At 72.2% G+C, this 12,539-nt stretch carries 11 protein-coding genes; 3 read left to right on the forward strand and 8 right to left on the reverse strand.

The window, feature by feature from the left end:
- Positions 1-75 precede the first annotated feature (75 nt).
- The 5 genes from ftsH to dacB all read right to left on the reverse strand — a co-directional run bounded on the left by ftsH (position 76) and on the right by dacB (position 6,878).
- Positions 76-2,103: an ATP-dependent zinc metalloprotease FtsH gene (ftsH, locus tag CP968_RS15175; RefSeq protein ID WP_150518521.1), complete on the reverse strand. Its 2,028-nt coding sequence runs from the start codon at positions 2,101-2,103 to the stop codon at positions 76-78.
- A 204-nt stretch (positions 2,104-2,307) separates the two neighbouring features.
- Entirely contained in the window at positions 2,308-2,868 is a 561-nt protein-coding gene (hpt, locus tag CP968_RS15180) for a hypoxanthine phosphoribosyltransferase (protein ID WP_150518522.1), read from the reverse strand.
- Between the two features lie 65 nt (positions 2,869-2,933).
- Positions 2,934-3,992, reverse strand: a complete 1,059-nt coding sequence (gene tilS, locus CP968_RS15185) for a tRNA lysidine(34) synthetase TilS (protein ID WP_150518523.1) — start codon at positions 3,990-3,992, stop codon at positions 2,934-2,936.
- A gap of 247 nt (positions 3,993-4,239) precedes the next feature.
- On the reverse strand, positions 4,240-5,385 hold the full coding sequence (locus CP968_RS15190) for a zinc-dependent metalloprotease (protein WP_150518524.1): 1,146 nt from the start codon (positions 5,383-5,385) through the stop codon (positions 4,240-4,242).
- A gap of 68 nt (positions 5,386-5,453) precedes the next feature.
- A complete protein-coding gene (gene dacB, locus CP968_RS15195) occupies positions 5,454-6,878 on the reverse strand; it encodes a D-alanyl-D-alanine carboxypeptidase/D-alanyl-D-alanine endopeptidase (RefSeq protein ID WP_150518525.1) in 1,425 nt (474 codons plus the stop codon).
- A gap of 146 nt (positions 6,879-7,024) precedes the next feature.
- Between dacB and CP968_RS15200 the strand changes: the two genes are divergently transcribed.
- Both CP968_RS15200 and CP968_RS15205 read left to right on the forward strand, forming a co-directional pair.
- Positions 7,025-7,519 carry an inorganic diphosphatase gene (locus CP968_RS15200; protein WP_150521928.1) on the forward strand — a complete coding sequence of 165 codons (495 nt, stop codon included), beginning with the start codon at positions 7,025-7,027 and terminating at the stop codon, positions 7,517-7,519.
- A gap of 236 nt (positions 7,520-7,755) precedes the next feature.
- Positions 7,756-9,396, forward strand: coding sequence for a threonine/serine exporter family protein (locus tag CP968_RS15205; protein WP_229886741.1), 1,641 nt, complete (start codon positions 7,756-7,758; stop codon positions 9,394-9,396).
- Between the two features lie 146 nt (positions 9,397-9,542).
- Here the strand turns inward: CP968_RS15205 and CP968_RS15210 are convergent, their stop codons facing one another.
- Positions 9,543-10,196, reverse strand: coding sequence for a VTT domain-containing protein (locus tag CP968_RS15210; RefSeq protein WP_229886739.1), 654 nt, complete (start codon positions 10,194-10,196; stop codon positions 9,543-9,545).
- A gap of 329 nt (positions 10,197-10,525) precedes the next feature.
- Between CP968_RS15210 and CP968_RS15215 the strand changes: the two genes are divergently transcribed.
- A complete protein-coding gene (locus CP968_RS15215; RefSeq protein WP_150518527.1) occupies positions 10,526-11,005 on the forward strand; it encodes a hypothetical protein in 480 nt (159 codons plus the stop codon).
- A 75-nt stretch (positions 11,006-11,080) separates the two neighbouring features.
- On the opposite strand, the gene CP968_RS15220 is transcribed toward CP968_RS15215, so the two are convergent.
- Positions 11,081-11,842 (reverse strand): MerR family transcriptional regulator, encoded by a 762-nt coding sequence (locus CP968_RS15220; RefSeq protein WP_150518528.1) that lies wholly within the window; start codon positions 11,840-11,842, stop codon positions 11,081-11,083.
- Between the two features lie 148 nt (positions 11,843-11,990).
- Entirely contained in the window at positions 11,991-12,503 is a 513-nt protein-coding gene (locus CP968_RS15225; protein ID WP_150518529.1) for a DinB family protein, read from the reverse strand.
- Between the last annotated feature and the right edge of the window lie 36 nt (positions 12,504-12,539).

The raw sequence follows: 12,539 nt of genomic DNA on the forward strand, positions 1-12,539 counted from the left end.
CGCGCTCACCGGCACGTGAAAGTGCCGCGCCCCCCAGGCTAGAACCTGGGGGGCGCGGCTTCCATTCCGGGTGGATCAGGCCTCGGGGGTGTCCTCGGGGGCCACCTCGATGCCCTTCTCCGTGGAGACCGGCGACGCCGTCGACGTGCCGTTCGCCGAGTTCGTCAGCTGGAGCTCCTTGGGAGAGAGCACCGGCGGACGGGTGGAGGGGGTGCGGCGGGAGGAGCCGGTCCACGCGGGGCGGGCCGGGCGCTTGACGATCGTGGAGAAGATCTCGGCGATCTGCTCCTTGTTCAGCGTTTCCTTCTCCAGCAGCGCGAGGACCAGGTTGTCGAGGACGTCACGGTTCTCGACGAGGATCTCCCAAGCCTCGTTGTGCGCGGTCTCGATGAGCTTCTTGACCTCTTCGTCGACCAGCGCCGCGACCTCTTCCGAGTAGTCGCGCGGGTGGGCCATCTCGCGGCCCAGGAACGGCTCGGTGTTGTCGCCGCCGAACTTGATCGCACCGAGTCGCTCGGTCATGCCGTACTGCGTGACCATGGCCCGCGCCGTGGCGGTGGCCTTCTCGATGTCGTTGGCCGCACCGGTCGTCGGGTCGTGGAAGACCAGCTCCTCGGCCGCGCGCCCGCCCAGCATGTACGCCAGCTGGTCGAGCATCTCGTTGCGCGTGGTCGAGTACTTGTCCTCGTCGGGCAGGACCATCGTGTAGCCCAGGGCCCGGCCGCGGGACAAGATCGTGATCTTGTGGACCGGGTCGGAGTTCGGGGAGGCCGCCGCGACCAGGGCGTGACCGCCCTCGTGGTACGCGGTGATCTTCTTTTCCCGGTCCGACATGATCCGGGTCCGCTTCTGCGGGCCCGCCACGACGCGGTCGATGGCCTCGTCCAACGCGTGGTTGTCGATCAGCTTCTGGTCCGAACGGGCGGTCAGCAGGGCCGCCTCGTTCAGGACGTTCGCCAGATCGGCACCGGTGAAGCCGGGCGTACGACGGGCGACGGCGCCCAGGTCGACGTCCGGAGCGACCGGCTTGCCCTTCTGGTGGACCTTGAGGATCTCCAGACGGCCCTGCATGTCGGGACGGTCGACCGCGATCTGCCGGTCGAAGCGGCCCGGACGCAGCAGTGCCGGGTCGAGGATGTCCGGACGGTTCGTGGCGGCGATCAGGATGACCCCGCCCTTCACGTCGAAGCCGTCCATCTCGACCAGGAGCTGGTTGAGGGTCTGCTCGCGCTCGTCGTGCCCGCCGCCGAGACCCGCACCGCGGTGCCGGCCGACGGCGTCGATCTCGTCGACGAAGACGATCGCCGGGGCGTTGGCCTTGGCCTGTTCGAACAGGTCACGGACGCGCGAGGCGCCGACGCCGACGAACATCTCGACGAAGTCGGAGCCGGAGATCGAGTAGAAGGGGACACCGGCCTCGCCCGCCACGGCACGCGCGAGCAGGGTCTTGCCGGTGCCGGGCGGGCCGTAGAGCAGCACGCCCTTGGGGATCTTGGCGCCGACGGCCTGGAACTTCGCCGGCTCCTGGAGGAACTCCTTGATCTCGTGGAGCTCCTCGACGGCCTCGTCCGAACCCGCGACATCGGCGAACGTCGTCTTCGGGGTGTCCTTGGTGATGAGCTTGGCCTTGGACTTCCCGAAGTTCATGACCCGGGAGCCGCCGCCCTGCATCTGGTTCATCAGGAACAGGAAGACAACGACGATGAGGACGAAGGGCAGGAGCGAGAGCAGCACGCTCAGGAACGGGCTGGTCTTGTCCGGGGAGACGGAGTATCCGTCCGGGATCTGACCGGCTTCGTACTTGGTCTGGAGGTTCTGGGCGAGCTGGACGCCCTGATCCCCGATGTAGTTGGCCTGGAACTTGGTGCCGTCGTGCTTGCCGAGCTTCTGGTCCTTCTTGAGCTCGATCTTGATCATCTGGCTGTCGCCGGTGGTCAGCTTCGCTGTCTCCACCTGGCCACTGTTGATCGCCTTGACGACCTCGCTGGTGTCCACCGACTTGTAGCCGCCGCCGGAGCCGACGACATTCATCAACACGACCACGGCGAGGACGGCCAGCACGATCCACATGACCGGCCCACGGAAGTATCGCTTCACGTCCATCCATACGGGGCGCCAGGCACCCCGTCCCTCCTGCCCGTAGGTAAATGCTGCTGTGAGTAAAGACTGTTCTTCGGAATGTACCCCTGTATTGTCACCCGCGGCCTCGTGGGACGGCTGACAGACCCGCCTTCCCCTGCTTCAACGCCGGGAATCGCCCCCAGGTTCCCCTGGGTTCCCGGGCGAGTGCGGGGACCGGGAGGGTGATCAGCCGCCGTAGACGTGCGGGGCGAGCGTCCCGACGAAGGGCAGGTTGCGGTACTTCTCGGCGTAGTCGAGGCCGTAGCCCACGACGAACTCGTTCGGGATGTCGAAGCCGACCCACTTCACGTCGATGGCGACCTTCGCCGCCTCGGGCTTGCGGAGCAGCGTGACGACCTGCAGGGACGCCGGCTCGCGGGAGCCGAGGTTCGACAGCAGCCAGGAGAGCGTCAGCCCCGAGTCGATGATGTCCTCGACGATCAGGACGTGCCTGCCCTTGATGTCGGTGTCCAGGTCCTTGAGGATGCGGACCACGCCCGAGGACTGGGTCCCGGCGCCGTAGGACGACACCGCCATCCAGTCCATGGTGAGCGGGGTGGACAGGGCCCGCGCCAGGTCCGCCATCACCATCACCGCGCCCTTGAGCACACCGACGATGAGCAGGTCCTTGCCCGCGTACTCCGCGTCGATCTTCGCGGCCAGCTCGGCCAGCTTCGCGTCGATCTCTTCCTTGGTGATGAGCACCGACTGGAGGTCGCTGCCCATGTCCTTCTCGTCCACCCGCATCACTTTCGTCGTCGGCCGGGTCTCCGGGGGTGCCCCCGGAGGACGCGGCCGCGTTTCAGCACCAATCAGCCCTGCCGGATGACAAGTCTGCCACCCTGCCGCTGGGCCTCGACCCGGCCGGGCAGGTTGATGGCGCCCTGACCGCGCCATCCGGTGATGAGGCGGTCGACTTCCTCGATGTGGCGGGCGAAGAGCGAGCCCGCGGGGGAGCCCGCTGCGACCACCGCCCTGCGCAGCACGCGGCGGCGGACGGCCGGGGGCAGGGCGTACAGCTTGGCGCACTCCAGGCGGCCGTCGGCGTCCCGTACGCCGGTCTCCGCCTCGGCGGCCCAGGAGTCCAGGGCGTCGGCGTCGTCGCGGGAGAGCTGGGCGGTGCGGGCGAGCGCCTCGACGACCCCCTTGCCCAGCGCCTTCTCCAGGGCGGGCAGTCCCTCGTGGCGCAGACGGGAGCGGGTGTAGGCGGGGTCGGTGTTGTGCGGGTCGTCCCAGACGGGGAGGGACTGGACCATGCAGGCCTTGCGCGCCGTCTGCCGGTCGACCTGGAGGAAGGGGCGGCGGTAGCGGTTGGTGCGGCCGGGCCCGCCGGACTTCGCGGCCATGCCGGACAGCGAGCGGATGCCGGAGCCGCGGGCGAGGCCGAGCAGGACGGTCTCGGCCTGGTCGTCGCGGGTGTGGCCGAGCAGTACGGCGGCGGCGCCGAGCCGGTCCGCGGCCTCGTCCAGGGCGCCGTAGCGGGCGTCGCGGGCGGCGGCCTCGGGCCCGCCGTCGCGGCCCACGCGCACGGCGACGGACTCCACCGGGTCGAGGCGGAGCGCGGTCATGCGGGTGACGACCTCGGCGGCGCGGAGGTCGGAGCCGGCCTGGAGCCCGTGGTCGACGGTGATGCCGCCGGCCCGGATGCCGAGTTTGGGGGCCTCGAAGGCCAGGGCCGAGGCGAGGGCCATCGAGTCGGCGCCGCCGGAGCAGGCGACGAGGACGAGCGGCGCGGTGCTGCCGGCGGTGCGGGGGCCGGCGCCGGAGGTGCGCCCGGCCGCGGTCTGGGGGACGGTGAGGTCGGTGAGGACGTCGTGGAGTACGCGGCGGACCGCCAGGCGTATCGCCGCGACCGCAGGATGGGGACCCATGTCCGGTGCCCTTCGGTGGAGTTCGGATGCCTCGGAGGCTCCCCCGGCTGTCGCCGGTGGGTGCCTCCCGGGGTGGAGCGCAGGAGTGCTGCCCGGATGTCCCCGCGGGGGCGGGGATGTCACTCAGAGTGCGTCGATGGTGACAGAACCGAGCCGTTCCCCGAGCATCGCACGCCCCTTCACGGCCCACGGTCCCTCGGACGGGTGACGCTGCTTCCCCCAGTGGGTCATGTTTACGCCCCCTGCGTCACTCCCGTTCACTTCCTTCGCTCCCCTTGCGGTGCACCCGGGCCACCCAGTCCGCGGGCCTGGCGATCTCCGCCTTGGTCGGCAGTGTGTTCGGAGAGGTCCACACGCGGTTGAAGCCCTCCATGCCGACCTGCTCCACGACGGCCCGCACGAAGCGCTCGCCGTCGCGGTACTGGCGCAGCTTGGCGTCCAGGCCCAGCAGCTTGCGCAGGGTGGCGTCGAGCCGGCCCGCCCCACTGGCCCTGCGCTGCTGGAACTTCTCGCGGATCTCGGCGACGGAAGGCACCACCTGGGGCCCGACCCCGTCCATGACGTAGTCGGCGTGGCCCTCCAGGAGGGACATGACGGCGGTGAGCCGGCCCAGCACCTCGCGCTGCTCGGGGGTCTGCACGAGCTCGACGAGGGAGCGGCCGTCCTCGCCGCGCTCGGCGTCGGGACGGGCTCCGGTGAAGGACTGCGCGGCCTCGCGCAGGCGCTCCAGCACGGTCGAGGGGTCCATCTCGGTGGCGCCCAGGAACGTCTGGATTTCGCCCTCCAGGTGGTCCCGGAGCCACGGGACGGCCGTGAACTGCGTACGGTGTGTCTCCTCGTGCAGGCAGACCCACAGCCGGAAGTCGTGCGGGTTCACCTCCAGCTCGCGCTCGACGTGCACGATGTTCGGCGCCACGAGCAGCAGTCGCCCGCCGCCCGCCACCGAGCCCGGCAGGTCGCGGGAGGCCGGGGCGAAGGTCTCGTACTGGCCGAGCACCCGGGAGGCCAGGAAGCTCAGCAGCATCCCCAGCTCGACACCGGTGACCTTGCCGCCGACCGCGCCGAGGACCGCGGCGCCCGGGGTGCCCGCGCGGCGGTCCTGCATCTTGCCGAGCAGCGGCTGCAGCAGCGCCCGGAAGCCCGCCACGTTCGCCTTGACCCAGCCGGCCCTGTCGACGACGAGGACGGGCGTGTCGGGCAGGACGAGGCCCTCGGGCATCATCCGGGTGTACTCGCGCACGTGCCGTTCCGAGGTCCTGGCGTGCCCGCGCAGCTCCGCGACGACGGCCCGGGCCTCGTCCCGGCCGACCTCCGGGCCGGGGCGCACCAGCCGGGTCGCGGTCGCCACCGCGAGGTTCCAGTCGACCATCTCCGCACCACTGATGCTCGTCATGCGTCAACCGTACGTGGACCGGCCCGCGTACGGACCCCCTCGGAGCGCGGCCGCGGGGCCGGGGCGCCCTACGGCGTGGCCGCCACCGCCGCGGCCAGCTTGTCGAGGCCCTTCTCCGCGCCCTCGGCGCCGGGGCTGTTCGCGGTCAGGAAGGCGAAGGCGAGCAGTCGGCCGGAAGGGTCCACGACGGTCCCCGCGAGGGAGTTCACCCCGGTCAGGGTGCCGGTCTTGGCCCGCAGCAGTCCCGCGGCCGGGGAGGTGCCGGCGTTGCGGGAGCGCAGGGTTCCGGTGAATCCGGCGACCGGCAGCCCGGTCAGGACCGGCCGCAGCTCCGGGTGGTCCGGGCCGGCGGCCTTGGCCAGCACCCCGGTCAGCAGGCCGGCGCTGACCTTGTCGGCGCGGGCCAGGCCGCTGCCGTCGGCGAAGCGGGAGCCGGCGACGTCCAGGCCGAGGCCGGCCAGCCGGGCCGCGACGGCCTTCTCGGCGCCCTCGAAGCTGGCGGGCTGGCCGGAGGCGAGCGCGGTCTGCCGGGCGAGGGCCTCGGCGATGTCGTTGTCGCTGTTGGTCAGCATCCGCTCGACCAGGCCGGCCAGCGGGGTGGAGCGGGTGGTGGCCAGCGGCTGGGCGCCCTCGGCGGGCCGGGCGCGGACGGGCTCGCCGGTCACCTTCACCCCGCGCTCGGCCAGCAGGGCGGCGAAGGCGCGCGCGGCCTCCCCGGACGGGTCCTCGACCCGGTCCACCGGACCGGAGGCGGACTCGTCGGTACGGCCCTCGTCGGCCGTCAGGGCGGTGACCAGCGCGATGTTGGGGTTGACGCCGATCGGGTGGCGGGCGGGCCCGGTGTAGAGGGAGTCGTCGTAGCCGAGGCTCACCGAGGCGGTACCGGCCGCCTTGAGCGCCCGGGCGGTGTCGGCGGCCAGCGCGACGAGGCTGCCGCCCGACCCGGCGGGCGCCTTCTTCCGGGCGGTCAGCGAGGGGTCGCCGCCACCGACCAGCACGATCTGCCCGGGAGCGGTGCCCGGGACGACGGTGGTCCTGATCCGGTGCTCGGGGCCGAGGGCGGCGAGCGCGGCCGCCGCGGTGGCGATCTTGACGGTGGAGGCGGGGGTCATGGCGTCCCGCGCCCCGGACTCGTAGAGCACCTGCCCGGTGGCCGTGTCGACGACGGAGGCGGTGCGGACGGTGCCCAGCGCCCGGTCGGCGAGGAGCGGGGCCAGCGCCGCGGCGAGCCCGTCGGAGGAGGCGGCCGCCTGCCCGGACCCCGTACCCGCGCCGACGGCGCCGAGCACCCCGGGGGCGCTGGGCGCGGCCTGCGGCGCGCGCCCGCCGGCGTGATCTGCGCCACCCCCGACGATCCAGGAGGCAGCCCTGTCGCGCTCGGCCTTACGCTGGCCCGAGTCCCAAGGACCGGCGGCGGCCACCGCCGTCACCGACAGGGCGAGGCCGGCGACGGCCGACCCCGCGATGAGCTGCCACGTCTTGACCAATGGCACCTCGGACCAGCCCCTTTCGCGATCACACACCTGCGTGAGGGACACTTAACCACTGCGTCTTGCCGCGAGCATGGCACCCCACCCGGCAGGGCTGGGCCGGACGCGCTATCACTCGAGCGATGAAGCTGAGCATGGAGGAGCAGGACGTGGAGTTCGACGTCACCATCGAGATCCCCAAGGGTTCGCGGAACAAGTACGAGGTGGACCACGAGACCGGCCGGATCCGTCTGGACCGTCGCCTCTTCACCTCGACCAGCTACCCGGCCGACTACGGCTTCGTCGAGAACACCCTCGGCGAGGACGGCGACCCGCTGGACGCGCTGGTCATCCTCGACGAGCCGACCTTCCCGGGCTGCCTGATCAAGTGCCGCGCCATCGGCATGTTCCGCATGACGGACGAGGCGGGCGGTGACGACAAGCTGCTCTGCGTGCCGGCCTCCGACCCGCGCGTCGAGCACCTGCGCGACATCCACCACGTGTCCGAGTTCGACCGCCTGGAGATCCAGCACTTCTTCGAGGTCTACAAGGACCTGGAGCCGGGCAAGTCGGTCGAGGGCGCGAACTGGGTCGGCCGCACCGAGGCCGAGGCCGAGATCGAGAACTCGTACAAGCGCCTAGCGGCCCAGGGCGGCCAGCACTAGGTTCTGCCGGTGATCCGGGCCCGCGGGGGGATGCCCCCCGGCGGCCGGGGCACGACAGCGGGCGGCACCCCTCACGGGGGTGCCGCCCGCTGTGCGTTACCGGCCGGGGACGGGTCGGCGCGGGGGCCGCGGGCGGGGCCCGGCCCCCGCCCGCGGGCCTGCCGGGACGGCCCGGGCGACGGGGACGGAACGATTCCGCATACTGATACCGCGGGTGATCACGGACGGGAGGACGCGTGGCGGAAGCCGACGGGACCGAGGACAGGAAGCCTCAGTCCGACGAGGCGCGCAGTGCCTTCACACCCCCGCCCGGGATGGAGCCGGAGGGGCAGGAGGAGGACCAGCCGACCTCCGAGTTCGCGGTCCCCGCGGGCTTCGAGAGCCTCCCGGTGGAACCGGAGGGCTCGGCGTTCGCCCACCCCGCCACGTACAGCGCCCAGCACTCCCCGCCGGCGTACACCCCCGGCCAGGGCTTCCCGGTCGCCCGGCTCAAGGAGTCCCCCTGGCAGGACCGGATGCGCACCATGCTGCGCATGCCGGTCGACGTCCGGCCCGTGCCCGACCTGGTGCAGAAGCAGAGCGACGCCGGGCCCGCCGTGGGCCGCGTGCTCGACCTGACGCTGCGCATCGGCGAGCTGCTGCTGGCGGGCGGCGAGGGCGCCGAGGACGTGGAGGCGGCGATGTTCGCTGTCGCCCGCTCGTACGGTCTGGACCGCTGCGAGCCGACCGTCACCTTCACCATGCTGTCCATCACCCACCAGCCCTCGCTGGTGGACCACCCCGTCTCGGCCAACCGGACCGTGCGCCGGCGCGGCACCGACTACAACCGGCTCTCCGCCGTCTTCCGGCTCGTGGACGACCTCAGCAACCCCGAGGTCGACGTGTCGCTGGAGGAGGCCTACCGGCGGCTCGCCGAGATCCGCCGCAACCGGCACCCGTACCCCGGCTGGATGCTGACGGCCTCGGCCGGACTGCTCGCCGGAGCCGCCTCCACCCTCGTCGGCGGCGGAGTGCTCGTCTTCTTCGCGGCCGCGATCGGCGCCGTGCTCGGCGACCGGCTGGCCTGGCTGTGCGCCGGGCGCGGGCTGCCGGAGTTCTACCAGTTCGTGGTGGCCGCGATGCCGCCCGCCGCCCTCGGCGTGGCCCTGGACATGACGGGGATCGACGTCAAGGCCTCCGCCGTGATCACCGGTGGGCTGTTCGCGCTGCTGCCCGGGCGGGCCCTGGTCGCGGCGGTGCAGGACGGTCTGACGGGCTACTACATCACCGCGTCCGCCCGGCTGCTGGAGGTCATGTACCTCTTCATCGGGATCATCATGGGCGTGCTGGTCGTGCTCTACGTCGGCCTGCAGGTCCACTCCTCCCCCAGGCCGGAGGAGGTGCTCCAGATCCAGCAGCGGCCGCTGATCCAGATCGCGGCCTCGATGGTGCTGGTGTTCACGTTCGCGATCCTGCTCCAGCAGGAGCGCTCCACCGTGTGGATCGTGACGCTCAACGGCGGGATCGCCTGGGCCACGTTCGGGGCCCTGCACTACGCGGGCGGCATCCCGCCGGTGCCGTCCACGGCGGTCGCGGCCGGGCTGGTCGGCCTCTTCGGGCAGCTCTTCTCCCGTTACCGGTTCGCCTCCGCCCTGCCGTACGTGACGGCGGCCATCGGACCGCTGCTGCCGGGTTCGGCGACGTACTACGGACTGCTGCTGATCGCCCAGAACCGGCTGAACGAGGGGCTGGGCTCGCTGACGAACGCCGCGGCCATCGCGCTGGCCATCGCGATCGGGGTCAACCTGGGCTCGGAGGCCTCGCGGCTGTTCATGCGCATCCCGGGGGCCGCGAGCGCCGCCAAGCGCCGTGCGGCGAAGCGCACCCGCGGCTTCTAGGCCGCCTCCCCCGCGCCCGTACGACCGCCCCCTCCCCGACCGCACCCGCACCCGCACCCGCACCCGCACGCACGGACGCCCCGGGGCGCTGGCGGCCTCCGGGGCGTACGGGTGGTGCGGGGCGGTGCGGGGCGGTGTCCCGTGCCCTAGCGCTTGGCGTGGCGGCCGCGCTGGCCGCCGCCCGGCGTCTGCGGACCGGGGGCGTCGGGGCCGGCGGAGTCGGCCGGGGCCTCGGCGGCCTTGGCCTTGCTCTCCTTGCGGGCCTTGAGCACCTCGTAGACCACCGGGAGGACCGAGACGAGGACGATGCCGACGAGGATCGGCTCGATGTTCTCCTTGATGAAGGTGATCTGGCCGAGCCAGTAGCCGGCGACCGTGACGCCCGCGCCCCAGCCGATGCCGCCGATGACGTTGTACGTCAGGAAGGTGCGGTACTTCATCGAGCCGGCGCCGGCGACCATCGGGGCGAAGGTGCGGATGATCGGCACGAACCGGGCGAGCACGATGGCCTTGGGGCCGTGCCGGTCCATGAACTCGTGGGCCTTGTCGAGGTTCTCCCGCTTGAACAGCTTGGAGTTGGGCCGGTTGAAGAGCTTCGGCCCGAAGTATTTGCCGATCATGTAGCCGACCTGGTCACCGATGATCGCGGCGGCCACGATCAGGGTGCAGACCAGCCACAGCGGCTGCGAGATGTACTGCCCGTCGGCGACCAGCAGGCCGGCCGTGAACAGCAGGGAGTCACCGGGGAGGAACGCGAAGAGTCCCGACTCCGCGAAGACGATGACCAGGATCCCGATCAATCCGAAATTCGAAATCAGATAGTCCGGGGACAGCCACTCAGGGCCGAGCGCAAGCGTGTACACGGGTTCCGGACTCTCCTGGATCGGGGGGGTGCCGGCGGAGGCAGGCGGATAGGGGCGGTCTCAATTATCAACGCACGCGCCCCCCGCCCAGTTCCAGGTACCGGAGGGGGGTTGTGCGGGTTCCGTTCCCGACCGGCCGACCGTCCCCGGCGGCCCGCGACGGCTGGTGCGCAGTGCCGTTTCGGCAGGGAAAAAGCACGCCCATACGGGGGAATTCCGGGCGCCGCCCCTGTCCCCGGGCTCTCCCGAGGCCCTAAATCCGTGCTGTGACCAAGAACCTCCTGCGGCGCGGCCTCCCCGCGCTCGCCCTCGCCCTCCTGCCCGTACTCGCCTCCGTCCCGGCCGCCGACGCCTCGGACACCGGCAGCGGCCCCGCCGCCCGCGGCGCCCACACCCGGGAGGCGCAGCGCAGCGACTCCCGCTTCTACGCCCCCGCCACCCTCGGCAGGAACCAGGCGTGGACCTCCGGCAACGGCCGGACCGCCCTGCGCGTCCAGAGCGACGGCAACGTCGTCGTCTACAAGGACAACCGGCCCGCCTGGCAGGCCCCGAACGTCTACCCCAACGCCGACCACCTGGTGATGCAGGAGGACGGCAACTTCGTCATCTACAACCGCTCCGGCCAGCCCATCTGGGCCGCCGGGACCTGGCACAAGGGCCGCTACCTCGCCGTCCAGGACGACGGCAACGTCGTCGTCTACAACAGCTCCAACCAGCCCGTCTGGGCCACCAACACCGGAGACTGACCCCCGGCCCGCACGCGGGCGCGCACCGGCCGGGAGCCGGCCCGGCCGGGCCGCCCGCGCACCGGCCGGGGCGCGCTACGCCGCCGCCCGCACCGCGTTGGCGGTGATCGCGTCGCGCAGGAACACCGCCAGCCCCGGGCGGACGGCGTCGTAGTGCGCGGTGAAGCGCTCGTCGGCCGCGTACATCTCGCCGAGGCAGGTGTGCATCGCGTACGAGCAGGTGTAGGCGTGCCCGTCGATCCAGCCGCGGTGCTCCTCCGCCAGGTCCATGGCCGGCTCCGAATCGGCGGCGGCGCCCGCCTCCATCAGCCCGGCCAGCCGCCGGTCGATGTCGTCGGCCAGGTCCCGGGCCCGCTCCCAGTCCTCCTTCGTCATCGAGGCGGCCCGGCGCCGGGACTGCGCGTAGGCGTCGGTCGCGCCCCAGCGCCGCTCCACCTCCTCGGCGTACCGCTCGGGGTCGTGGTCCCCGAAGACCTCGAACTTCTCCTCGGGGGTGAGGTTGATGCCCATCTTCTTCGCCTCCATGGCGCGCTCCACGGCCTCGGCCATCCGCTGGAGCCGGGCGATCCGGTCGGACAGCAGCGCGTGCTGCCGGCGCAGGTGCTCCCGCGCGTCCGTCTCGGGGTCGTCCAGCAGGACCGCGACCTCGTCGAGGGGGAAGCCGAGCTCCCGGTGGAACAGGATCCGCTGCAGCCGGTCCAGGTCGGCGTCGTCGTACCGCCGGTGGCCCGCGTGGCTGCGGCCGCTCGGGGAGAGCAGACCGATCTCGTCGTAGTGGTGCAGGGTGCGCACCGTCACTCCGGCGAAACCGGCGACCTGGCCCACGGAGTAGCCCATCTCTTCCGCTCCTCTTCCTCGGGTACGCCCCTCACTGTGGTCCCTCACGTCGCGTGAGGTGCAAGTCCGGCGGGCGGCGGCGGTCAGCCGGCGGTGCGTGATCTCGCCGATGTGCCCGAGCTGCTCCGGGCCGCCGCCCGGCGCGGGATCAGCCCATCGCGCGGGTGCCGTCGAGCGTCTCGCGGACGATGTCCGCGTGCCCCGCGTGCCGGGCGAACTCCTCCACCAGGTGCAGCAGCAGCCAGCGCATCGAGACCTTGCCGTTCTCGGGGAACCAGGGCGCCGGCGGCAGCGGGAAGGTGTCGTCGAGGCTCGGGACGGCGGCGATGAAGGCCTCCGTCTCGCGCGCGACCCCGTCCCAGAACTCCAGCACCGAGGCCACGGACTCCCCCTCGGCAAGCCGGAAGCCCTCCTGGTACGCCTCCCGGGTCCGCTCCCGCTCGCTCGGGCGGCGCTGCGCCATCCGCAGCCAGCCCAGCTCGCACTCGGCCACGTGCTTGAGCAGCCCGCCCACCGAGAGCGCGCTGGCGCTCGGGCTGCTCGACGCCTGCTCCGCCGTCAGCCCCCGCGCCGCCTCGCGCAGCGCGGCCCGCTGGGCCTCGACGAAGGAGAGGAGCGTGCCGCGCTCGTCACCGGGGACTTCCAGGGACACCTCAGCCATGACCGACCGCCTGCTTCCGTTGCTCGCGTGAGGGTC

It is taken from the genome of Streptomyces subrutilus (genome assembly GCF_008704535.1).
In the GTDB taxonomy this organism is placed as follows: Bacteria; Actinomycetota; Actinomycetes; order Streptomycetales; family Streptomycetaceae; genus Streptomyces; species Streptomyces subrutilus.

Excerpts from the sequence above, each read along its gene's own strand:
- ftsH (WP_150518521.1), bottom strand. The coding sequence starts at position 2,103 with ATGGACGTGAAGCGATACTTCCGTGGGCCGGTCATGTGGATCGTGCTG.
- hpt (WP_150518522.1), bottom strand. The coding sequence starts at position 2,868 with ATGCGGGTGGACGAGAAGGACATGGGCAGCGACCTCCAGTCGGTGCTC.
- tilS (WP_150518523.1), bottom strand. The coding sequence starts at position 3,992 with ATGGGTCCCCATCCTGCGGTCGCGGCGATACGCCTGGCGGTCCGCCGC.
- CP968_RS15190 (WP_150518524.1), bottom strand. The coding sequence starts at position 5,385 with ATGACGAGCATCAGTGGTGCGGAGATGGTCGACTGGAACCTCGCGGTG.
- CP968_RS15220 (WP_150518528.1), bottom strand. The coding sequence starts at position 11,842 with ATGGGCTACTCCGTGGGCCAGGTCGCCGGTTTCGCCGGAGTGACGGTG.
- CP968_RS15225 (WP_150518529.1), bottom strand. The coding sequence starts at position 12,503 with ATGGCTGAGGTGTCCCTGGAAGTCCCCGGTGACGAGCGCGGCACGCTC.